General features: G+C 71.7%; 24 protein-coding genes and 1 tRNA gene. 5 read left to right on the forward strand and 20 right to left on the reverse strand.

Annotation, left to right across the window (positions count from 1 at the left end):
• Positions 1–634 (forward strand): TerD family protein (locus BZZ08_RS30895; protein ID WP_133169236.1); only part of this gene is annotated, 634 nt, incomplete at its 5' end.
• Between the two features lie 48 nt (positions 635–682).
• Here the strand turns inward: BZZ08_RS30895 and BZZ08_RS30900 are convergent.
• From BZZ08_RS30900 to BZZ08_RS30915, 5 genes are all read right to left on the reverse strand, one after another.
• The gene (locus BZZ08_RS30900; protein ID WP_198601791.1) at positions 683–1,243 is read right to left on the reverse strand and encodes a TetR/AcrR family transcriptional regulator; all 561 of its coding nucleotides are present in this window, start codon (positions 1,241–1,243) and stop codon (positions 683–685) included.
• Positions 1,244–1,280: 37 nt separating this feature from the next.
• Entirely contained in the window at positions 1,281–2,882 is a 1,602-nt protein-coding gene (locus BZZ08_RS30905; RefSeq protein ID WP_104635514.1) for a TROVE domain-containing protein, read from the reverse strand.
• A gap of 365 nt (positions 2,883–3,247) precedes the next feature.
• Positions 3,248–3,317, reverse strand: a tRNA-Ile gene (locus tag BZZ08_RS38880).
• Between the two features lie 45 nt (positions 3,318–3,362).
• The gene (locus tag BZZ08_RS30910) at positions 3,363–4,832 is read right to left on the reverse strand and encodes a PhoX family protein (RefSeq protein ID WP_104635515.1); all 1,470 of its coding nucleotides are present in this window, start codon (positions 4,830–4,832) and stop codon (positions 3,363–3,365) included.
• Between the two features lie 303 nt (positions 4,833–5,135).
• A complete protein-coding gene (locus BZZ08_RS30915; RefSeq protein ID WP_104635516.1) occupies positions 5,136–6,563 on the reverse strand; it encodes a hypothetical protein in 1,428 nt (475 codons plus the stop codon).
• A gap of 190 nt (positions 6,564–6,753) precedes the next feature.
• Between BZZ08_RS30915 and BZZ08_RS30920 the strand changes: the two genes are divergently transcribed.
• Complete coding sequence (locus BZZ08_RS30920; RefSeq protein ID WP_104635517.1) at positions 6,754–8,592, forward strand: endonuclease/exonuclease/phosphatase family protein; 1,839 nt, start codon at positions 6,754–6,756, stop codon at positions 8,590–8,592.
• Positions 8,593–8,614: 22 nt separating this feature from the next.
• On the opposite strand, the gene BZZ08_RS30925 is transcribed toward BZZ08_RS30920, so the two are convergent.
• The 3 genes from BZZ08_RS30925 to BZZ08_RS30935 all read right to left on the reverse strand — a co-directional run bounded on the left by BZZ08_RS30925 (position 8,615) and on the right by BZZ08_RS30935 (position 10,350).
• The gene (locus BZZ08_RS30925) at positions 8,615–9,322 is read right to left on the reverse strand and encodes an antibiotic biosynthesis monooxygenase (protein ID WP_104635518.1); all 708 of its coding nucleotides are present in this window, start codon (positions 9,320–9,322) and stop codon (positions 8,615–8,617) included.
• A 150-nt stretch (positions 9,323–9,472) separates the two neighbouring features.
• Positions 9,473–9,934, reverse strand: coding sequence for a DUF3618 domain-containing protein (locus BZZ08_RS30930; protein ID WP_104635519.1), 462 nt, complete (start codon positions 9,932–9,934; stop codon positions 9,473–9,475).
• Positions 9,931–10,350, reverse strand: coding sequence for a phage holin family protein (locus BZZ08_RS30935; RefSeq protein ID WP_198601792.1), 420 nt, complete (start codon positions 10,348–10,350; stop codon positions 9,931–9,933). Before BZZ08_RS30935 ends, BZZ08_RS30930 begins: the two co-directional genes overlap by 4 nt.
• A 170-nt stretch (positions 10,351–10,520) precedes the next feature.
• On the opposite strand from BZZ08_RS30935, the gene dapA reads away from it, so the two are divergent.
• Positions 10,521–11,444, forward strand: a complete 924-nt coding sequence (gene dapA / locus BZZ08_RS30940; protein WP_198601793.1) for a 4-hydroxy-tetrahydrodipicolinate synthase — start codon at positions 10,521–10,523, stop codon at positions 11,442–11,444.
• On the opposite strand, the gene BZZ08_RS30945 is transcribed toward dapA, so the two are convergent.
• Positions 11,429–11,680 (reverse strand): hypothetical protein, encoded by a 252-nt coding sequence (locus tag BZZ08_RS30945; RefSeq protein ID WP_104635522.1) that lies wholly within the window; start codon positions 11,678–11,680, stop codon positions 11,429–11,431. The genes dapA and BZZ08_RS30945 overlap by 16 nt on opposite strands.
• Before the next feature lie 120 nt (positions 11,681–11,800).
• On the opposite strand from BZZ08_RS30945, the gene BZZ08_RS30950 reads away from it, so the two are divergent.
• Together BZZ08_RS30950 and BZZ08_RS30955 are read left to right on the forward strand one after the other, a co-directional pair.
• The gene (locus tag BZZ08_RS30950; protein WP_198601794.1) at positions 11,801–11,989 is read left to right on the forward strand and encodes a hypothetical protein; all 189 of its coding nucleotides are present in this window, start codon (positions 11,801–11,803) and stop codon (positions 11,987–11,989) included.
• A gap of 56 nt (positions 11,990–12,045) precedes the next feature.
• Complete coding sequence (locus BZZ08_RS30955) at positions 12,046–12,750, forward strand: DNA alkylation repair protein (RefSeq protein ID WP_104635524.1); 705 nt, start codon at positions 12,046–12,048, stop codon at positions 12,748–12,750.
• A gap of 50 nt (positions 12,751–12,800) precedes the next feature.
• Here the strand turns inward: BZZ08_RS30955 and dapD are convergent, their stop codons facing one another.
• The 11 genes from dapD to BZZ08_RS31010 form a co-directional block, all read right to left on the reverse strand.
• Positions 12,801–13,790 (reverse strand): 2,3,4,5-tetrahydropyridine-2,6-dicarboxylate N-succinyltransferase, encoded by a 990-nt coding sequence (dapD, locus tag BZZ08_RS30960; protein ID WP_104635525.1) that lies wholly within the window; start codon positions 13,788–13,790, stop codon positions 12,801–12,803.
• A gap of 9 nt (positions 13,791–13,799) precedes the next feature.
• Complete coding sequence (locus tag BZZ08_RS30965; protein ID WP_104635526.1) at positions 13,800–14,393, reverse strand: TetR/AcrR family transcriptional regulator; 594 nt, start codon at positions 14,391–14,393, stop codon at positions 13,800–13,802.
• Positions 14,393–14,713: a DMT family transporter gene (locus tag BZZ08_RS30970; RefSeq protein WP_104635527.1), complete on the reverse strand. Its 321-nt coding sequence runs from the start codon at positions 14,711–14,713 to the stop codon at positions 14,393–14,395. The genes BZZ08_RS30965 and BZZ08_RS30970 overlap by 1 nt, the downstream gene beginning before the upstream one ends.
• 102 nt (positions 14,714–14,815) lie before the next feature.
• Positions 14,816–15,148 (reverse strand): metal-sulfur cluster assembly factor, encoded by a 333-nt coding sequence (locus BZZ08_RS30975; protein ID WP_059301801.1) that lies wholly within the window; start codon positions 15,146–15,148, stop codon positions 14,816–14,818.
• Positions 15,145–15,615 (reverse strand): Fe-S cluster assembly sulfur transfer protein SufU, encoded by a 471-nt coding sequence (gene sufU / locus BZZ08_RS30980; protein WP_104635528.1) that lies wholly within the window; start codon positions 15,613–15,615, stop codon positions 15,145–15,147. Before sufU ends, BZZ08_RS30975 begins: the two co-directional genes overlap by 4 nt.
• A 17-nt stretch (positions 15,616–15,632) precedes the next feature.
• Positions 15,633–16,889, reverse strand: a complete 1,257-nt coding sequence (locus BZZ08_RS30985) for a cysteine desulfurase (protein ID WP_076973791.1) — start codon at positions 16,887–16,889, stop codon at positions 15,633–15,635.
• Positions 16,886–17,650, reverse strand: a complete 765-nt coding sequence (gene sufC, locus BZZ08_RS30990; RefSeq protein ID WP_104635529.1) for a Fe-S cluster assembly ATPase SufC — start codon at positions 17,648–17,650, stop codon at positions 16,886–16,888. The genes BZZ08_RS30985 and sufC overlap by 4 nt, the downstream gene beginning before the upstream one ends.
• A gap of 7 nt (positions 17,651–17,657) precedes the next feature.
• Positions 17,658–17,975 carry a non-heme iron oxygenase ferredoxin subunit gene (locus BZZ08_RS30995; protein WP_003976896.1) on the reverse strand — a complete coding sequence of 106 codons (318 nt, stop codon included), beginning with the start codon at positions 17,973–17,975 and terminating at the stop codon, positions 17,658–17,660.
• Positions 17,972–19,156 carry a Fe-S cluster assembly protein SufD gene (sufD, locus tag BZZ08_RS31000; RefSeq protein ID WP_104635530.1) on the reverse strand — a complete coding sequence of 395 codons (1,185 nt, stop codon included), beginning with the start codon at positions 19,154–19,156 and terminating at the stop codon, positions 17,972–17,974. The genes BZZ08_RS30995 and sufD overlap by 4 nt, the downstream gene beginning before the upstream one ends.
• A 59-nt stretch (positions 19,157–19,215) precedes the next feature.
• The gene (gene sufB / locus BZZ08_RS31005; protein WP_003976894.1) at positions 19,216–20,637 is read right to left on the reverse strand and encodes a Fe-S cluster assembly protein SufB; all 1,422 of its coding nucleotides are present in this window, start codon (positions 20,635–20,637) and stop codon (positions 19,216–19,218) included.
• The gene (locus tag BZZ08_RS31010; protein WP_104635531.1) at positions 20,634–21,404 is read right to left on the reverse strand and encodes a helix-turn-helix transcriptional regulator; all 771 of its coding nucleotides are present in this window, start codon (positions 21,402–21,404) and stop codon (positions 20,634–20,636) included. Before BZZ08_RS31010 ends, sufB begins: the two co-directional genes overlap by 4 nt.
• Between the last annotated feature and the right edge of the window lie 45 nt (positions 21,405–21,449).

The raw sequence follows: 21,449 nt of genomic DNA on the forward strand, positions 1-21,449 counted from the left end.
CGCCGCCGCGCCGGCCCCGCCCGCCGCCGCGCCGGCCGCGCCCGCCCCGGGCACCGGCAAGATCAACCTCGACAAGGGCCGGGTCAGCCTCCAGAAGAACCAGACGGTGTCCCTCGTCAAGGGCGGCCGCCCGGTGCTCTCCCAGGTCAAGATGGGCCTCGGCTGGGAGCCGGCGTACCGCGGCAAGGACATCGACCTGGACGCGTCCGTCATCGCCTACGGCCCGCAGCGCAACCACATCGACAGCTGCTACTTCGGCAAGCTCTCGATCGTGAACGGCGCGATCAAGCACTCCGGCGACAACCTGACCGGAGAGGGCGGCGGCGACGACGAGGTGATCGTCGTGGACCTCGGCCGGCTCCCGCAGGAGGTCAGCGGCCTGGTCTTCACGGTGAACTCGTTCTCGGGCCAGAAGTTCACCGAGGTCGCCAAGGCGTACTGCCGCCTCATCGACGCCGCGAGCGGCGAGGAGCTGGTCCGCTTCGACCTCACCAGCGCCGAGCCGCAGACCGGCGTGATGATGGCGAAGCTGATCCGCCAGTACTCCGGCGAGTGGGAGATGACCGCCATCGGCGACTTCGTCAAGTCCCGCACGGTCCGCGGCATGGTGAAGCCGGCGGCCCAGGCGCTGTAGACGACCGCACGCCGAGAGGGCCGCCGCCCGTCCCGCGGGCGGCGGTCCCTAGGGCCTCGCCAGACCCTCCATGAGCAGCGACAGATACCGGCGCGCGGCCGTCCCGTCCACCTCGCCGGCCGCCTCGGCCGCCGTCACCACCCCGTGCAGCAGCCGCAGCACCTCGACCGGCTCGACGTCCGGCCGCAGCGCACCGGCCTGCTGCGCGGCCCGCACCAGCCGGGTCGCCGCGCCGCGCACGCAGTCGCCGCACGCGGGTCCGCCGCCGGTGACGGCCGTACCGAGCAGCGCCTTGAGCCCGCGCACCTGGAGCATGCCGACGGCCAGCTCGTCGAGCCACGCCAGGAGCGCCGCGCCCGGCGGCCGCGCGGCCGCGATCACGTCGGCGCGGGCCGCGATCGCCTCGACGCGTTCGAGGTAGGCGGCCTCCAGCAGCGCCTGCCGGGTCGGGAAGTGCCGGTACAGGGTGCCGACCCCCACCCCGGCCCGCCGGGCGATGTCGTCCAGGGAGGCGCCCTCGCCGTGCTCGGCGAACGCCTCCGCCGCCACCGCCAGCAACCGCTCATGATTACGCCGGGCATCCGCCCGCATGGGCCTGACCTGCGCCACAGCCCCTCCCTGCACAGCGGGCAACCTTCCGGGCACCCTACCGCGCGTGCTCGCCCCGGTGGTCCCAGGGCCAGTCGGCGTCCCGGCCCGCCTCGAGCAGCGGCACCATCCGGAACGCGGCGTCCGAGAGACCGCCGAAGGTGTGCCGGTTCGCCTGCCCCGACGGACCGTGGCCCGCCCGGTACCCGGCGAGGTTCCAGGTGTAGACGGGCACGTCCCGCGGCACCTGCTCGGTCGGGTCGCCGTGCCGGCTGTACGCGTACTGCTCGTCGGTGACGATCAGCACCCGGTCGTGCCGCTGGTAGTGGCGCCGTACCGCCTCGGTGGTGTCGGTGCCGCCGAGGTCGCCGAAGCGGTCCAGGACCTTCAGCACCGACTCGCCCCTGCGGTACGTCACACGGTTGCTCGACGAACCGAACTCCACCAGGTCCGCGTCGGCCGCCCGCAGCGCCAGCGCCGTGCCGAAGACCGCCGCCGCGTCGGCCCGGGTCAGCTCGGAGCGGTCCGACATCCGCGAGTAGAACATCGAGCCCGAGCGGTCCACGAGGACGAGCGTCCGGCCTCCCAGCGCGGGCACGTTGGCCAGCGAGTGGCCGAGCGCCTGCTCCAGCGGGTACGACCAGCGCAGCGACGGCGCGTGCTGGTACGCGGCGAGGTAGCGGAAGGGGAACTGCCGCGAGCGCGCCACCTCGGCCGGGTCGCTGATCCGCGCCGCGACCCGGGCGGCGGCCTCGTCCGAGACGCCGGCCTCGTCGAAGTTCCGCAGGTTGCGGAGCAATGCCATCGCTCCCATGGACGGGATCACCGCTTCCCAGGCGGCCTTGTCCATCGGCCCCTGGAGCCAGCCGGCCAGCATCTCCCACGTGATGCCCGCCGCCGCGAGCCGCTCGGCACCGTCGGGCGCCGCGACCACCGCCCGCCGCTGGGCGACGGGCAGCGCCATCAGCTCGCGGTGCGCGGTCAGGACGCGGTTCGAGGCGGGCGGCACCGCGGTGTCCGGGTTGTGCCGGCGGTCGACGGCGTACTGGAACAGCTCGCCCTGCCACGGCTTGTCCGGGTCGGGCGCCGCGTGCACCAGGTTGAGGATGTCGCCGAAGCGGTATCCCTTGGACGCGGTGTCGTACTTCAGCAGCGACCTGCCGTGGTAGAGCCGCCGTACGGCGTCGGCGATCCCCCGCTTGACCGGCTTGGGCACGGCGCGGCCGTGGGTCGCCGTCCAGTAGGCGAGCAGCTCGCCGGGCTCGTCGGGGCGCCGCAGGACGGAGGCGACGACCTGCCGGTTCGACGGTCCGTCGGTGACGCCGCCGTCGAGGCGGGCCTTGACGTACTCGGCGGCGCCGACGATGGAGGCGGTGCGCAGGTTGCCCTCGCCGCGCAGCCAGCCGAGCAGGCCGGCCGTCCACGACGGGTCGCTGAGGGCGAGTTCGCGCACGAGCGTGGCGAAGCGGTCGTCGCGGGCGGCACCGGCCTCGTAGAAGGTCCGCTGGGACACGAAGTCGGCGACCGCGAGCAGGAACAGCTCGGAGCGCGGGTCGCGCTCGGTGCCCCGGCCGCCCTCGAAGGTGCGCAGCACGCGGCCCGTCGAGGTCACGCGCGAGGCGGGCTGCGCCTTCGCGGTCCGGGTGTTGAATCGCGCCATGATGAATTCCCCCGAATTCTGGAATGATTTCGGCGGGAGACACGGCAGCGGAAGGGTGCCCGAGGTCGGAATCGACGACGGGAACAGTCGGATGCTCTGCCGATTGAGCTACACCGACCCGAAGTCGATGACGGGATTCGAACCCGCAACCGTCCGATCCAGGAAGTATCCGCCGCCTGCGCACCGGGCACCCCTCGACTGCCGAGCCTCCCGAGATCAAGTGGACAGCGGCATGGGATTCTTTTGAGAGAAGAAGTAGCCGCGGCCCGCGCACCGGGAGGTGCGTGAAGTTATGGGTGTCCAGAGTCCAGGTCGGCGGAACCGACAAGGTGCTCCAACCCCTGAGCTACACCGGCGCGTTGTGCCGGTGACGGGACTCGAACCCGTGACCGCCCCATTATCAGTGGAAGTAGGTCCTGCCTTCGCACCTGGACGTTCATCACTCTAAAAGGGCGGCCACTGCTCGGGCGAGCGAATTAATCAGCTGCGCTTCTGCCGCTTCCACGGCCCGGTGATGGCCAGCATGATGCCGGGGGTCTGGATGTTGGCGTAGAGGGTCCGGCCGTCGGGCGAGAAGGTGACGCCGGTGAACTCGCTGTATTCGGGGTCGTCCTCGGTGCCCAGGTTCAGTTCGTTGCGGGCGATGGGGTAGGTGCGGCCGCTGTCGGTGGCGCCGAACAGGTGCTGGACGCCGTCGCCGTCCTCGGCGATGACGAGACCGCCGTACGGGGAGACGGTGATGTTGTCGGGGCCGTCGAAGGCGCCGTCGGCGGACGGGTCGGCGTTGACGCCGAGCAGGACCTTCAGCGTGAGGGTGCGGCGCTTGGGGTCGTAGAACCAGACCTGGCCGTCGTGCGGGCGGCCGGGGCTCTCGTCACGGGCGAAGGAGGAGACGATGTAGGCCCCGCCGTCGGCCCACCACATGCCCTCCAGCTTGCGCGCGCGGGTGACCTCACCGGCGGCGAACTGCTTGCGCACGGAGGTGGTCCGCGCGTCGCGGTCGGGGACGTCGACCCAGTCGACGCCGTAGACGGTGCCGGTCTTCGTGGCGCGGGACAGGTCGTCGACGAACTTGCCGCCGGAGTCGAAGCACTTGAAGGCCTGGAGGACCCCGGCGTCGTCGGCGAGGGTGCGCAGCCGGCCGCGGCCGTGCCGGAAGTGCTCCGGCGGGGTCCAGCGGTACAGGAGGCCGTTGGGTCCCGAGGCGTCCTCGGTGAGGTAGGCGTGGCCGCGCTTGGGGTCGATGACGACGGCCTCGTGGGCGTAGCGGCCGAGCGCCTTGACCGGCTTGGGGTCGTGGTTGGCGCGCCGGTCCTCGGGGTCGACCTCGAAGACGTACCCGTGGTCCTTGGTCATGCCGTTCTTGCCGGCCTTGTCCTCGGTCTCCTCGCAGGTCAGCCAGGTGCCCCACGGGGTGCTGCCGCCCGCGCAGTTGGTGGCGGTGCCGGCGATGCCGACCCACTCGGCGACGTGGCCGCCGCGGCGGACCTCGACGACGGTGCAGCCACCGGCGGCGGCCGGGTCGTAGACGAGGCCCTCGGTGAGCGGGACGGGGTGCGGCCAGTCGTCGCGGTGGCCGCCGAGTTCGTGGTTGTTGACGAGGAGGGTGGCGCCGCGCGGGCCGTCGAAGGTGGCGGTGCCGTCGTGGTTGGACGGGGTGTACTCGCCGGACTCCAGCTTGGTGCGGCCGGAGTAGGTGATGATCTCGTACCGGAAGCCGGCGGGCAGGGCGAGGATGCCGTCCGGGTCGGGGACCAGCGGCCCGTAGCCGACTCCGCCGTGACCGTGGTGGCCGTCGTGCCCGTGACCGTGCTCCTCCCCCACGCGGTCGGTGTCCGTGGACGCGAGGGCGTTCGGTGCGGTGGCGAGGGCGCCGACGCTGCCCGCCAGTACGACCCCGGCGCCGGTGAGCGCGGATCGACTGGCGAAGTCCCTGCGGGTGAGCGACATGGTGTCTCCTGTGACGGTGGGCGAGCCGTGGAGGGTGGCGGACCTCGGTCAGGCGTCACGGTTCCGCCCGCGCCTGAACGGGAATCCCGCCGCCGCCTGAACGGAAGCTGAACTGGCGGAGACCTCTCCCGCACGGCCGCGCCCCGACCCCCCGTCCGGCCACCACCGCATGCCCACCTCGTCCCCCGCACGGGACCACCGCTCCCGGCCGGCCCCGGCCACCCGCCCTCCGGCCGAGCCCCGCCAGCCCCGTCCACGAGGCCGACCGGGCGTCGCCCGCTCGCCGGGGTGCTTTGGCGGGTGTCAGCCGGCCTGCTGGGAGCGTGCCTTGAACGCCGCCTTGCGGGCCTCCTTGGCGACCTTCTTGTCGGGGTGCAGCCGCCCCATCGCCTCCAGGACGTCCGGCGTGGCCGGGTGCTCGACCCGCCAGACCGTGTCGAAGAACCCGCTGTGCTGGCGGGCGAGTCCCTCCACCAGGGCGCGCAGTTCCTCGGAGTTGCCCTCGGCGGCGAGTTGCGCGGCGACGGTGTCGATGGTCAGCCAGAAGACCATGTCCTGCGACGGCGCCGGTACGTCACGGGCCCCGTGCTCGGTGAGCCACACCCGGGCCAGGCCGCCCAGTTCGGCGTCGTCGAGGACCTCCCGCAGCGCGGGCTCCGCCTCCGCGCCGACGAGGGAGAGCGCCTGCTGGCAGCGCAGCCGGCGCAGCGGCGCGCCGGTGTCGGAGCCGCGGGCCGCCGCCAGCAGCTCGCGGGCGGCGTCGAGCGGGCTCCGCCCGGCCAGCCACAGCTCGGTCTCGGCGTGCGCCGCGGCCGGCGGGAAGGGGGCGGTGCCGTCGAGCAGCGCGTCGGCGCCCTTGTCGGCGAGGTCGCCGACGGCGGGGGCCTCGAAGCCCGCGTCCAGGAGCCGGGCGCGCAGTCCGTACAGGCCGAGCGGGGTGAGCCGCACCATGCCGTAGCGGCTGACGTCGGCCTCGTCGACGGGGGCGGCGGGCTCCTCGTCGGCGTCGGCCATGAGCGCCTCGTCGACCGGCTGGTACTCGACGAGGCCGACCGGTTCGAGCAGCCGGAACTGGTCGTCCAGGCGCATCATCGCGTCCGACACCCGCTCCAGGACCTCGTTGCTGGGCTCGCCCATGTCGCTGGGCACGATCATGGAGGCGGCCAGCGCGGGCAGCGGTACCGGGCCGTCACCGGGGCCGTCCCCGCCGACGGTGAGCAGGTAGAGGTTGCCGAGCACGCCGTCGAGGAACTCGGACTCGGCGTCGGGGTCCCAGTCGAGGGACGACAGGTCGACCTCGCCGCCCTCGGCCATCGCGTCGACCAGGTCGTCGAGGTCGGGCACGCTCGCGTCGGCGAGCACGGCCTCCAGGGCGGTGAGCCACACCCCGAGCACGTCCTGGGGGGAGCCGCCGGTCAGCAGGGCGAGGTCCTCGCCCGCGGCCACGGTGCCCGCCTCCTCGTCGGTGATCTCGACGAGCCCGGTGTCGACGGCGATCCGCCAGGCCTCGCTCGCGTACGCGGCGGCGTCGTCCCCGCTCAGCCCGAGCTGCTCGGCCGCCGCGGGCAGCTGCTCCTCGACGAGCCCGCCCCCGGCGTCGACGCGGGTGTCTGCGTCGGCCCAGCGGGCCAGCCGCGCGGCCCGGGCGAGCACCGGCACGGACAGCGCGTCGCGGGCCAGCTCCGCTTCGGGGCGCAGCCGTGCGGGCGGCAGGGTGGAGCTGTCTGACATCGGAAGTTTCTCCTCGCGCGCCTCTTGACCGCCGTACGACTGCTCAGCCTAGACGGGTTTCCACCCATGCCGCCCGGTTCATCTCCCCGTCGGGTGGAGTACATGGCCGAAACCTTGACAACTGGCCGGAGCAAGCAGGAGATTGACGCGCGTAGAGTCCCGCGCCACGTCACATCCCCGGAGGGATCCGTTGGCCAGCAAGTCCTCCACGCGCCTCGCCGCGCTCACCGTCGCCGCCGTCTGCTCGGCGGCGTCCACCGTCGTCCTCACCGTGCCCGCGCACGCCGGTTCCGCACCGGCCGACTCCGTGCGGATCCACGACATCCAGGGCAGCACCCGGCTGTCCCCGTACGCCGGCCGCCAGGTCACGGACGTGGCCGGAATCGTCACCGGCGTCCGGGGCTACGGCTCCTCCAAGGGCTTCTGGATCCAGGACCCGCGGCCCGACGCGGACCCGGCCACCAGTGAGGGCGTCTTCGTCTTCACCAGCAAGGCCCCCGAGGTCGCCGTCGGTGACGCGGTCACCGTCTCCGGCACGGTCTCGGAGTACGTCCCGGGCGGCACCTCCTCGGGGAACCAGTCGCTGACCGAGATCACCCGCCCGACGGTCGCCGTCGTCTCGAGCGGCAACGCCCTCCCGGCCGCGACGGCCGTCTCCGCCCGGTCCGTGCCCCGCGCGTACGCCCCCGAGGGCGTCCAGGCGGCGAACGGCTCGGTCAACGGCCTGACCCTGAGGCCGAGGGCGTACGCCCTGGACTACTACGAGTCGCTGGAGGGCATGAGCGTCCAGGTCTCCGACGCCCGGGTGGTCGGCGCCTCGGACCCGCACACCGAGCTGTGGGTCACGGTGAAGCCCTGGGAGAACCCGAACCGCCGCGGCGGCACGGTCTACGGCTCCTACGACGACCAGAACACCGGCCGGCTGCAGATCCAGTCGCTGGGCAAGCCTGCCGACTTCCCCGCCGCCGACGTGGGCGACACCCTCGCCGGCACCACCGCCGGTCCGCTGGACTACAACCAGTACGGCGGCTACACACTGGTCGCGAGCGAGATCGGCACCCTGGAGAGCGGCGGTACGGAGCGCGAGTCGACGCGCCGGCAGAGCGCGCGCGAGCTGGCGGTGGCGACGTACAACGTCGAGAACCTCGACCCGTCGGACGGCACCTTCGCCGCGCACGCCGACGCGATCGTGCATCACCTGAAGTCGCCCGACATCGTGTCCCTGGAGGAGATCCAGGACAACAACGGTGCCACGGACGACGGCACCGTGGCGGCCGACGCGACGGTCGGCAGGCTGATCGACGCGATCGTCGCGGCCGGCGGCCCCCGCTACGAGTGGCGGGGCATCGACCCGGTGGACAAGGCGGACGGCGGCGAGCCCGGCGGCAACATCCGCCAGGCGTTCCTGTTCAACCCGGAGCGGGTCTCCTTCACCGACCGCGCGGGCGGCGACGCCACCACGGCGACCGGGGTGCGCGAGGTGCGCGGCAAGGCGGCGCTGACCCTCTCCCCCGGCCGGGTCGACCCGGCGGACCCGGCCTGGGAGGACAGCCGCAAGCCGCTGGCCGGTGAGTTCGTCTTCCGCGGCCGGACGGTCTTCGTCATCGCCAACCACTTCAACTCCAAGGGCGGCGACCAGGGTCTGACGGCGCAGTACCAGCCGCCGTCGCGCAGCTCGGAGACCCAGCGCCACGCCCAGGCGAAGGTGGTGAACACCTTCGTGAAGGAGATCCTGGCCACCCAGCAGAACGCGGACGTCGTCGCCCTCGGCGACATCAACGACTTCGAGTTCTCGACGACCGCCCGCATCCTGGAGGACGACGGGGCGCTGTGGTCGGCGGTGAAGTCGCTGCCGAGGAGCGAGCGCTACTCGTACGTCTACCAGGGCAACAGCCAGGTCCTGGACCAGATCCTGGTCAGCCCGTCGGTCCGCCGCGGCCACCTGTCCTACGACAGCGTGCACGTCAACGCCGAGTTCCACGACCAGATCAGCGACCACGACCCGCAGGTGCTGCGGTTCCGTCCGTAACCGGACCGCGGTGGGGGCGGGCTCAGCGGGGCACGAGGCCGAGCGCGTGGTCGTAGCGGCTGACCGTGCTGCTCTTCAGGCCGGGCCAGTTCTGTACCCGCTCCCACTGGGGCGTCGCCGAGCCGACACCGTCGCCCGGCGCGGCGAGTGCGTCGATGTGGGCCCGCGCGCTCTCCCACTCGGCGTAGTTGAGGACGCGCGTGCCGTCGGTGCCGAGGTGGAAGTGGGCGGAGATGCCGCCGGGGCGCGGCCTCGGCTCGCTCCCCAGGGCCTCGAAGACGGCGTCGACCCAGGCGCGCTGCCGGTCGGGGTCGGGCCCCTCGAACTCGACCTCGACGATCACGACACAGCCCGGGACGACGGCCGCCGCCCCGGCCTCGCGGGTCGCGGCGCGGTAGTGCCGGTACCGGCCGAGGCCCAGCCGTTCGATGCCCGGCACGGCGGTGTCGATCTCGTCGACGCGTTCCTGCCGGTGCACCTTCGCGAAGGCCTCGTACGCCTGCTCGCTCGCCCACTGGGAGTGGTGCAGCAGGGTGCTGCCGTCGTGCCCGGTGTAGACGTGGTAGCCGCGCAGGTCTTCGGCGGGCCAGGGCCGGTTCTCCCAGGTACGGGCGATGGCGTCGACGGTCTGCCGCTGCCGTTCGGGGGTGCCGACCCGCCAGGTGCTGAAGAAGGGCGCCAGGACGTCGGGGCGGGCGAGGTGGGGGTGGGCGTCGGTGCGGCGGGTCATGCCGGGCCTCCGGTGATCGGTGGATGTCGGGTGTACGCACCACCCTCCGACCTCGACCAAGGTTGAGGTCAAGCCCTTGCCCCTACCGGCATGACGTACGGGACGAGGGGCCCCGCCCGGAGCCCCTCGCCGCACCTCGCCCTCGGGGGCTCAGCAGTGCCCGTGCCGGCGGTGCCGCACGAGGCTCGCCGCGACCACCACGCCCGCCGCCGCCCCGGCGGCCAGCACGGCGCGCGGGTGCCCGAGCCCCGCCCGCACCGCGCCGCGCGCCCGTCCCGGCGTGCGCCGCTCCGCGGCGTCCCGGGCCCGGCCCGCCTTGTCCTGCGCGGTGTGCCCGGCCCGGCCCGCCTTGTCCTGTACGGCGTGCCCGGCGTGCGCGGCGGAACTGCGCAGTTGCACGCTCATGGCGCCCGCCTTGTCCTTCAGGTCGGCGGCCTTGGCCTTGGCGCGGCCCTTCACGTCGGCCTTGCCGGCCAGCTCCTCCACGGTGTCGCCGAGCTGGCCGCGGGTCTCTTCGATCTGCCGGCGCAGCTCGTCGGGGCCCTTCGCCCCGCCGACCGGCTGTGCGGTGGAGCCGCTCCTCGAACCGTCCCGGCTCGTCGCGTCGGTCATCGATGTGCCCTTTCCCTGATCTGGTCGACGTCGGCCCTGACGCTGCCGAGGGTCTGCTCGGGCTTGGGCGGCACGGCCCGGCGGAGCTGGGCGCGACCGGTCATGGCCAGGACGCCGGCGATCACGAAGAGCGCCGCCGTCACGATGAGCGCCGCGGCCCAGACGGGCAGTACCAGCGAGAGCGCGGCGGTCGCCGTGCCGGCCAGGGCGAACAGGCCCACGTAGGCGATGGCACCCGCGGCACCCAGCATTCCGCCGCCGCGCCCGGCCCGCTTGCCCTTCTCGGCCAGTTCCATCTTGGCCAGGGCCACTTCCTGGCGCACGAGCCGGGAGAGCTGTTCGGTGGCCTGCCCGACGAGTTCGCCCACGGAGTGCTGCTCGTCGTGCACCGGCCTGGTGTGCATGGTTCCGGTCACGGTGTTCCCGCCTCCTCTCGGTTCGGAGCACCCCGGGTACCCCGGCCCGAACGGCACTACCCCCACCGGCACGGGCACCCGGGCACCACCTCATCCCTGAAGCATTCCTTACAGACACCTCGTAGAAGAATTAAGTGGAGCTACACTGTCCGACCGCCGACACTACTCCCATGACGACAGACGACGACGGCCCCGCCGCCCCCTTCGGCCGCGCCCTGTGCGCGATGGTCACGCCCTTCACCGAGTCCGGCGCCCTCGACCTCGACGGTGCCCGGCGGCTCGCCGGGCGCCTGGTCTCCCGGGGCTGCGACGGCCTGGTCCTGTCGGGTACCACGGGCGAGTCGCCGACCACCACGGACGCCGAGAAGGCGGCGCTGGTGACGGCGGTCCGGGAGGCGGTCGGGGACCGGGCGGCCCTGGTCGCCGGGGTCGGCACCGCGGACACCCGGCACACCGTGGAACTGGCCCTGGCGGCCGAGAAGGCGGGCGCCGACGGACTGCTGGTGGTCGCGCCGTACTACAGCAGGCCCCCGCAGGACGCCCTGGAGGCGCACTTCCGCGAGGTCGCCGACGCGAGCGGGCTGCCCGTGATGGTCTACGACATCCCGGGCCGCACCGGCACCCGCGTCGAACCCGACACCCTGGTCCGCCTCGCCGGGCACCCGCGGATCGTCGCCGTCAAGGACTGCGCCTACGACCTCCTCGGCACCCAGAAGGTGCTGTCCCGCACCGGCCTGGCGTACTACGCGGGCTGCGACGAGCAGGTCCTCGCGCTGTACGCGGTCGGAGCGGCGGGGTACGTCAGCACCGTCGCCAACGTCGCGCCGGATCTGTTCCGGGCCGTCCTCGACGCCTTCGACGCGGGCGACACCGGGCGGGCCGCCCTGCTCCAGCGCCGGGCGATTCCGCTCATCGAGTCGATGATGGCGGCCGGACTGCCCGGCACGGTCACCGCCAAGGCCCTCCTCGGCGCCCTGGGCCTCCCGGCCGGCCCGGTCCGCGCGCCGCTGCGGCCCGCGGACCGGGAGACCACGGCCGGTCTGCTGGCGGCCTACGAGGAACTGGCCGTCCACACCGGTCAGTTCCAGGCGTAGCCGTCGCCGAACAGCAGGGTGTGCTCCAGCACGTCCTCCGCGGGGTCGTCGATCTGGCCGACGTGGACGTTGAGGAGCCCCACGCGGGGGCCGTTGTGCGAGCCGGTCGTCGTCTCGTCGGCGTGCGCGGCCCCCGCGGCCCACACCGACCCGCAGCACACCAGCACCGCGGCACCCGCCCCGGCCAGCAGGCGTGCCACGGTCCCCACCCGCTCGTTCGTCGTCCCAGGCGTCATCCAGGCCCCTCGTTTCGTCGGATCGGCCTCTGATCGGACTCTGCGTCCACCCGTTCATCCGCCAAGACCACCGGTAGGTCACGGGCAGTCATCCGTACGTGCGGGTTACGGTTGCCCGCGATGAGCAGAAGGCGCTACGTGGCCCGGGGCGTGCCGGGCGGATACCGCATATGGGACAGCAAGGGCCGCCGCTGGTGGGGCGACCACTACGAGCTGTGCCCCGACGACCTCCTGACCGAGCTGAACGGAGCGGCCGACCAGGCCCGAGTCACCGTGCTGCTGAAGCGCTACCGGGCCCTGAAGCGCTGAGCGCCGTAGGCTGAGCCCCCGCGGATGACCGCTGAGGGCGACAGGAGGCGACCGAGGTGCCGGAGCAGACGCCGACCGAACCGACGGTGGCCGAGGTGCTGGCCGAGCTGGCCGGGCTGGAGGACCCGCGGGTCCGGGCCGTGAACGAGAAGCACGGCGACGACCACGGTGTGAACCTCACCAGGCTGCGCGCGCTCGCGAAGCGCCTGAGGACCCAGCCGGAACTCGCGCGCCGGCTCTGGGCCGCGGACGACACCGCCGCACGCCTGCTGAGCCTCCTGATCTGCCGCCCGAGGTCCTACGACCGCGACGAACTCGACACCATGCTGCGCCAGGCCCGCACCCCCAAGGTGCACGACTGGCTCGTCAACCACGTGGTGAAGAAGAACCCGCACGCCGAGGAACTGCGTCTGGCCTGGACCGCCGACCCGGACCCGGTGGTCGCGAGCGCCGGCTGGGCGCTGACCACCGAACGCGTGACGAGGAAGCCCGCCGGTCTCGACCTCGCGGCCCTGCTGGACACCGTCGAGTCGGAGCTGAAGGACGCCCCGGACCGCCTGCAGTGGGCGATGAACCACTGCCTGGCCCGGATCGGCATCGACCACCCCGAACACCGCCCCCGCGCCGTCGCCATCGGTGAGCGCCTCGGCGTCCTGAAGGACTACCCCACTCCCCCGGGCTGCACCTCCCCCTACGCCCCCGCCTGGATCACGGAGATCGTGCGCCGCCAACAGGAGCAGACCACCCCCGCGAACACCTGAGCGCCCTCCCCGCGACGGACGGACAGGGCGCTCGGCAAACTGAGGTCGGCTCAGTTGTGGCTGTGCAGGACGTCGTTCAGGCCGCCCCACACCGCGTTGTTCGGGCGGGCCTCGACCGTGCCGGTGACCGAGTTGCGGCGGAAGAGGATGTTCGAGGCGCCGGAGAGTTCGCGGGCCTTGACGACCTGGCCGTCGGGCATCGTGACGCGGGTGCCCGCGGTGACGTAGAGGCCGGCCTCGACCACGCACTCGTCGCCCAGCGCGATGCCGACGCCCGCCTCGGCGCCGATCAGGCAGCGCTCGCCGATGGTGATGCGGACGTTGCCGCCGCCGGAGAGGGTGCCCATGGTGGAGGCGCCGCCGCCGATGTCGGAGCCGTCGCCGACGACGACGCCCGCGGAGATGCGGCCCTCGACCATCGAGGTGCCCAGCGTGCCGGCGTTGAAGTTGACGAAGCCCTCGTGCATGACCGTGGTGCCCGCGGAGAGGTGCGCGCCGAGGCGGACGCGGTCGGCGTCGGCGATGCGGACGCCCTTGGGAGCGACGTAGTCCGTCATGCGGGGGAACTTGTCGATCGAGGTGACCTGGAGGTGCAGGCCCTCGGCGCGGGCGTTGAGGCGGACCTTCTCGATGTCGTCGACGGCGACCGGACCGAGCGAGGTCCAGGCGACGTTGGCGAGGAAGGCGAACTGGCCCTCCAGGCTCAGACCGTGCGGCTTGACCAGACGGTGGGAGAGCAGGTGCAGGCGCAGGTAGACGTCGTGCGTGTCGAGCGGCTTCTCGTCCAGCGAGGAGATGACCGTGCGGACCGCGACCACCTCGACGCCGCGGCGGGCGTCCGGACCGACCGCGGCGGTGGCGCCGCCGCCCAGGAGTTCGGCGGCCTGTTCGGCGGTGAGGCGCTCGGTGCCGGAGGGACCGGGCTCGTCGGACAGTTCGGGCGCCGGGAACCAGGTGTCGAGGACGGTGCCGTCGGCGGCGATCGTGGCGAGGCCGGCGGCCACGGCGCCGGTGGTGCGGGGAGCAGTCGTGTCGGTCATGAGGGCAACCTAACCGGCCGTCGCCGGTGGAAGCGAGCCGGGACCGCGGCCGTCTCGGGTGCCGGGCGCGGGGACCAGGCGGGCCAGCACCTCGCGGGCGTACTCCTCGTCGTACGGCGTGTCCGTCAGCAGCACCTGGAGGCAGATGCCGTCCAGTACGGCGACCAGGGCGCGGGCCGTCGTGGGGTCGGTGCGGGCGGCGAGCAGGGCGCCCACGCCCTCGGCCCACTCGGCGGCGACCGGGCGCAGTGCGGGGCGGCGCAGGGCGGCGAGGTACAGCTCGTACTCCAGCTCCACGCCGGTGCGGTCGCCGCCCAGCCATGCGCCGAGGACGCGGGCGAGTTCGCCGGGCAGGTCGGCGGCGGGGTCGGACAGGGCGGGGTGGGCGGCGACGACCTTGGCGAAGCCCTCGTTGGCCTGGCGCAGGGCGGCGACCATGAGGTCGTCCAGGGTCGCGAAGTGGTACGTCGTGGAACCGAGCGGCACGTCCGCCTCGGCGGCGACGCTGCGGTGGCTGAGCCCGGCGATGCCCTTCTGCCCGACGACCCGGATCGCGGCGTCGATGAGGCGCTGGCGGCGCTCCGGATCGTGGCGGCGGGGCATCAGTGCGCTCCGCCCAGGTTGAGGACGACGACGCCGATGATGATCAGCGCGATGCCGGCGGCCTTGGTGAGGGTCATCCCCTCGCCCATGAAGGCGACCCCGATGGTGGCGATGGCGGCCGTGCCCACCCCGGCCCAGATGGCGTACGCCGTGCCGACGGCGAGGAGCTTCAGGGTCTGGGCGAGGAGCGCGAAGGAGAGGACGTACGCGAGGGCCGTCACCAGGGACGGCACCAGCCTGCTGAACCCCTCGCTGTACTTCATGGCGGTGGTGCCGGCGACCTCGGCGGCGATGGCTCCGGCCAGGAGCAGATATCCCATGTGTACGAGCGTACATAACGAGGGACGCGGGCGGGAGCGAACACGAGGAACGGCGACACCCGAAGGTGTCGCCGTTCTCCACATCCGTTGCGCCGGTGCGGCTCAGACGTTGAACCCGAGCGCGCGCAGCTGCTCGCGGCCGTCGTCCGTGATCTTGTCGGGGCCCCACGGCGGCATCCAGACCCAGTTGATGCGCAGCTCGCTGACCAGGCCGTCCGTGGCGGACTTGGCCTGGTCCTCGATCACGTCGGTCAGCGGACAGGCCGCCGACGTCAGGGTCATGTCGATGGTGGCGATGTTCGCGTCGTCGACGTGGATGCCGTAGATCAGGCCGAGGTTGACGACATCGATGCCCAGCTCGGGGTCCACGACGTCCATCAGGGCCTCGCGGAGTTCCTCCTCCGAGGCCGGCTTCATCTCCAGGGTCTCGCTCATGCCGTCGTCTCCTTCTCGGCGTCGGCGCCGTCCAGCGCCTTGGCCGTCGCGTCCTTCCAGGCCATCCAGCTCAGCAGGGCGCACTTGACCCGGGCCGGGTACTTCGAGACCCCGGCGAACGCGACCGCGTCCTCCAGGACCTCCTCCATGGCGTCGTCCGGCTCGACCCTGCCCTTGGACTGCATCAGCTCCAGGAAGGTCTCCTGGATGCGCTGCGCCTGGGCGAGGTCCTTGCCGACCAGCAGGTCGTTCAGCACGGAGGCGCTCGCCTGGCTGATGGAGCAGCCCTGGCCCTCGTAGCTGACGTCGCTGATCGTCGTGCCGTCGTACTTCACGCGGAGCGTGATCTCGTCCCCGCAGGTGGGGTTGACGTGGTGGACCTCGGCGTCGCCATCCCGCAAGCCCCGCCCGTGCGGGTTCTTGTAGTGGTCCAGGATGACTTCCTGGTACATGGAGTCCAGCTTCATGCTCTTCGCTCGTCCCGTCAGCCGAAGAAGTTCCGTACGTGCTCCAGGCCGTCGACCAGCGCGTCGATCTCGGCCGGCGTGGAGTACAGATAGAACGACGCTCGCGTGGTCGCAGGAATTCCGTAGCGCAGGCAGACGGGGCGGGCGCAGTGGTGGCCGACCCGGACCGCGATGCCCTGCTCGTCGAGGACCTGGCCCACGTCGTGCGGGTGGATGTCCCCCAGCGTGAAGGAGATCGCCGCGCCCCGCTCCTCGGCCGTGGTGGGGCCGATGATGCGCAGGTCCGGGACCTCCAGCAGCCGCTTGACCGCGTACTCGGTCAGCGCGTGCTCGTGGGCGAGGATCTTGTCCATGCCGATCGAGTTCAAGTAGTCGATCGCCGCGCCCAGGCCGACCGCCCCCGCGATCGGCGGGGTGCCCGCCTCGAACTTGTGCGGGGCCGGGGCGTAGGTGGAGGAGTGCATCGAGACGGTCTCGATCATCTCGCCGCCGCCGAGGAACGGCGGGAGGTCCTCCAGGAGTTCCTGGCGGCCCCACAGGACGCCGATGCCGGTCGGGCCGCACATCTTGTGGCCGGTGAAGGCCACGAAGTCGGCCTGGAGGGCCTGTACGTCCAGCGGCATGTGCGGCGCGGCCTGGGAGGCGTCGATGCACACCAGCGCGCCGACCTCCTGGGCGCGGCGCACGATCGCCTCGACCGGGTTCTGGGTGCCCAGGATGTTGGAGACCAGCACGAAGGAGACGATCTTCGTCTTCTCGGTGATGACCTCGTCGATGTTGGACAGGTCCAGGCGGCCGTCGTCCGTGAGACCGAACCAGCGGAGCTTCGCGCCGGTGCGCTGCGCGAGCAGCTGCCACGGCACGATGTTGGAGTGGTGCTCCATCTCCGTGATGACGATCTCGGTCTCGTGGTCCACGCGGTAGGGCTCGTCGGCCCAGCCCAGCATGTTGGCGACCAGGTTGAGGGACTCCGAGGCGTTCTTGGTGAAGATCACCTCGTCGCGCGAGGGCGCGTTGATGAACTCCGCGACCTTGTCACGCGCGCCCTCGTACAGCGCCGTGGCCTCCTCGGCGAGGACGTGCACGCCGCGGTGGACGTTGGCGTTGTAGCGCTCGTAGTACTCGCTGAGCGCGTCCAGCACCTGTCGCGGCTTCTGGCTGGTCGCCGCGTTGTCCAGGTACACGAGCTTGTGCCCGTCGTGGACCTGGCGGTCCAGGATGGGGAAGTCCTTGCGGATCGCCTCGGTGTCGAGGAGGCCCGGCAGCTGTGTCACTCGGATGCGCCACCCTTCGTGTATGCCTCGTAGCCCTCGGCCTCGAGCTTGTCGGCCAGCTCGGCGCCGCCGGACTCGGCGATGCGGCCGTTGGCGAAGACGTGGACGTAGTCGGGCTTGATGTAGCGCAGGATGCGCGTGTAGTGCGTGATCAGCAGCGTGCCGACCTCGCCGGACTCGCGGACCCGGTTGACGCCCTCGGAGACGACGCGCAGGGCGTCGACGTCCAGGCCGGAGTCGGTCTCGTCGAGGATCGCGACCTTCGGCTTGAGCAGCTCCAGCTGGAGGATCTCGTGGCGCTTCTTCTCACCGCCGGAGAAGCCCTCGTTGACGTTGCGCTCGGCGAAGGCGGGGTCCATGTTGAGGCGCTCCATGGCCTCCTTGACCTCCTTCACCCAGTGCCGCAGCTTCGGGGCCTCGCCGCGGACGGCGGTGGCGGAGGTGCGCAGGAAGTTGGAGACGGAGACGCCGGGGACCTCGACCGGGTACTGCATGGCGAGGAAGAGGCCGGCGCGGGCGCGCTCGTCGACGGACATCTCCAGGACGTCCTCGCCGTCGAGGGTGACGGTGCCGCCGGTGATCGTGTACTTGGGGTGACCCGCCAGCGAGTAGGCGAGGGTCGACTTGCCGGAGCCGTTCGGGCCCATGATGGCGTGCGTCTCGCCCTGCTTCACGGTGAGGTCGACGCCCTTGAGGATCTCCTTCGTGGCGTTGTCGGCCTCGACGGTGACGTGCAGGTCTCGGATTTCAAGCGTTGCCATGGGTGCCTCAGGACTCCTGGGTGAGGGAGACGAGCACGTCGTCCCCTTCGATCTTTACGGGGTATACGGGGACGGGGCGCGTCGCCGGAAGGCTGTCGGGCTTGCCGGACCGGAGGTCGAAGCGCGAGCCGTGCAGCCAGCACTCGATGTGGCAGTCGTCGACCTCGCCCTCGGCGAGGGAGACGTTCGCGTGCGAGCAGATGTCGTGGATCGCGAACAGCTCGCCCTCGGTCCGCACGACGGAGATCGGCGTGCCGTCGAGTTCCACCCGCTTGGGGGTGTCCTCCTCCAGCTCGTCCGCTCCGCAGACGCGTACGAAGGTCATGCGACCGACGCCTCCAGCTCCTCCGCGATCTTGCTGAGCAGGCGCTCCTCGATGTCCGCGACGCCGATCTGCTGGACCAGCTCGGCGAAGAAGCCGTGGACCACCAGGCGGCGGGCGTCCAGCTCGGGGATGCCGCGTGCCATCAGGTAGAAGAGCTGCTCGTCGTCGAAGCGGCCGGTCGCGGAGGCGTGGCCGGCGCCGACGATCTCGCCGGTCTCGATCTCCAGGTTCGGCACCGAGTCGACCCGCGCGCCGTCGGTGAGGACGAGGTTGCGGTTCATCTCGTAGGTGTCGGTGCCCTCGGCCGCGGCCTCGATGAGCACGTCGCCGATCCAGACCGCGTGCGCGTCGTCGCCCTGGAGCGCGCCCTTGTAGACGACGTTCGACTTGCAGTGCGGGACGTTGTGGTCGACCAGGAGGCGGTGCTCCTGGTGCTGGCCGGCGTCGGTGAAGTAGAGGCCGAACAGCTCGGCCTCGCCGCCGGGTCCCGCGTAGGCCACGCGCGGGTGCAGCCGGACCAGGTCGCCGCCGAAGGTGACCACGAAGGACTTGAAGGCGGCGTCGCGGCCGATCAGCGCGTTGTGCTGGCCGACGTGCACCGCCTTGTCGTCCCAGTCCTGGACGGAGACGACGGTCAGCTTGGCGCCGTCGCCCAGGATGTAGTCGACGTTGGCGGCGAGCACGGCGTCACCGGAGTGGTCGATGACGACCACGGCCTCGGCGAAGGCGCCCAGCTCGACGACCTGGTGGCCGTAGGCGGTGCCGCCCTCGCCGTGCACGGCGATGCGGATCGGCTCGGTGAGGACCGTCTCCTTGGGGACGGTGATCACGCCGGCCTTCTCGAACGCCGAGTAGGCCTGGGCGGCGACCCGGTCCACGGGGGTGCCGGCCCGGCCGATGCGCGCGTCGTCGCGGCCGACGGTCTCGACGACGACGCCCTCGGGCGCGTCGATGTCGACCTTCACGCCGTCACCGGTGGCGACGGCGGTGCCGTCGTGCAGCCCGCGCAGCCGCTCCAGCGGGGTGAACCGCCATTCCTCCTCGCGGCCGTGGGGGACCGGGAAGTCCGCCACGTCGAAGGACGCGGGTGCGCTCATGCGCGTGGCGACGGTCGACTCGGCGGCCACCGCGATCTGGCCCGCGGTGGTGGACCCCACGGGGATGTTCTGAGCCTCAGCCATGGCTGTCGGTCTGCTCTCTTCCTACGTTCCTGGATCTGGTGACTGCGGTGGGGGCGGGGTCAGCCGACCGCGCCCTCCATCTGCAGCTCGATCAGCCGGTTGAGCTCGAGTGCGTACTCCATGGGCAGCTCCTTGGCGATCGGCTCGACGAAGCCGCGCACGATCATCGCCATCGCCTCGAACTCGCTCAGACCGCGGCTCATCAGGTAGAAGAGCTGGTCCTCGGAGACCTTGGAGACGGTCGCCTCGTGGCCCATGGACACGTCGTCCTCGCGGACGTCCACGTAGGGGTACGTGTCGGAGCGGGAGATGGTGTCGACGAGCAGCGCGTCGCACAGCACGTTCGACTTGGAGCCGTGGGCGCCCTCGCCGATCTCGACGAGGCCGCGGTAGGAGGTGCGGCCGCCACCGCGCGCCACGGACTTCGACACGATGTTGGAGGAGGTGTTCGGCGCCATGTGGACCATCTTGGAGCCGGCGTCCTGGTGCTGGCCCTCGCCCGCGAAGGCGATGGACAGGGTCTCGCCCTTGGCGTGCTCGCCCATCAGGTAGACGGCCGGGTACTTCATCGTCACCTTGGAGCCGATGTTGCCGTCGATCCACTCCATGGTCGCGCCCTCGTACGCCACGGCGCGCTTGGTGACCAGGTTGTAGACGTTGTTCGACCAGTTCTGGATGGTCGTGTAGCGGCAGCGGGCGTTCTTCTTGACGATGATCTCGACCACGGCGGAGTGCAGCGAGTCCGACTTGTAGATCGGCGCGGTGCAGCCCTCGACGTAGTGCACGTAGGCGCCCTCGTCGACGATGATCAGGGTCCGCTCGAACTGGCCCATGTTCTCCGTGTTGATGCGGAAGTAGGCCTGGAGCGGGATCTCGACGTGCACGCCCTTCGGGACGTAGATGAAGGAGCCGCCGGACCACACGGCGCTGTTCAGCGAGGCGAACTTGTTGTCACCGACGGGGATGACGGTGCCGAAGTACTCCTTGAAGAGCTCCGGGTGCTCCTTCAGGGCCGTGTCGGTGTCCAGGAAGATGACGCCCTGCTCCTCCAGGTCCTCGCGGATCTGGTGGTAGACGACCTCCGACTCGTACTGCGCGGCGACACCGGCGACGAGGCGCTGCTTCTCCGCCTCGGGGATGCCGAGCTTGTCGTACGTGTTCTTGATGTCCTCGGGCAGGTCCTCCCAGGACTCCGCCTGCTTCTCCGTGGAGCGCACGAAGTACTTGATGTTGTCGAAGTCGATCCCCGACAGGTCCGAGCCCCAGTTCGGCATGGGCTTCTTCTCGAAGAGGCGCAGGCCCTTGAGACGGAGCTTGGTCATCCACTCCGGCTCGTTCTTCTTCGCGGAGATGTCGCGGACGACGTCCTCGTTGATGCCGCGCTTGGCAGAGGCGCCGGCCGTGTCGGAGTCGGCCCAGCCGTATTCGTACTTGCCCAGGCCCTCGAGCTCAGGGTGAGCAGTCTCCGTGGGGAGAGTCATGCGGGGTTCCTCCCGGCCGTGCTTGCGGATGCGTTGTGGGTCGTGGAAATCGTCTCGGAAGCCGTCTCGGACATCTCGGGGGGCTTCGAAGTCTTCGGAATGAACGTGGTGCACACCCCGTCGCCGTGCGCGATGGTCGCGAGACGCTGTACATGCGTACCGAGCAGCTCGGCGAAAAATTCCGTCTCCGCCTCGCACAGCTGGGGGAACTGCTCCGCGACGTGGGCGACCGGGCAGTGGTGCTGGCACAGCTGCTCGCCCTGCTGGGGGTGGGGTGCGCTCCGCGCGGTAGCAGCGTACCCGTCCGTGCTCAGGGCCTTGGCCAGCGCTTCGGTGCGCTGCGCGGCGGGGACGGACTCGACGGCCGCGCGGTACGCACCCGACTGGGCGGCGATCCGGGCGCGGGCGAAGGCGGCGATCGCCTGCTCCCCGCCCTCCTGCTCGGCGATCCAGCGCAGGGCGTCGGCGGCCAGCTTGTCGTACGACTGGTCGAAGGCGTCCCGGCCGCAGTCGGTGAGCGCGAAGACCTTGGCGGGCCGCCCGCGCGTGCGCGTGCCGTAGACCCGCTGCTCGCGGGCCTCCACCACGTCGTCGGCGACCAGGGCGTCGAGGTGGCGCCGGACGGCGGCCTGGGTCAGGCCCAGGCGTCCGGCGAGCTCGGCGACGGTGGACGGCCCGTGGTCCAGGATGGAGCGCGCGACACGGTTGCGGGTGGACCGCTCACCGGTCGCGAGTTCCTCCTGCGGAGCCTCGCCGACGTTTTTCACAACGCCATTGTTGCGTAATTCCTCCGGGGCGGGCAAGCCGCGTCC

Source organism: Streptomyces sp. MH60 (assembly GCF_002939385.1).
Classification (GTDB): domain Bacteria; phylum Actinomycetota; class Actinomycetes; order Streptomycetales; family Streptomycetaceae; genus Streptomyces.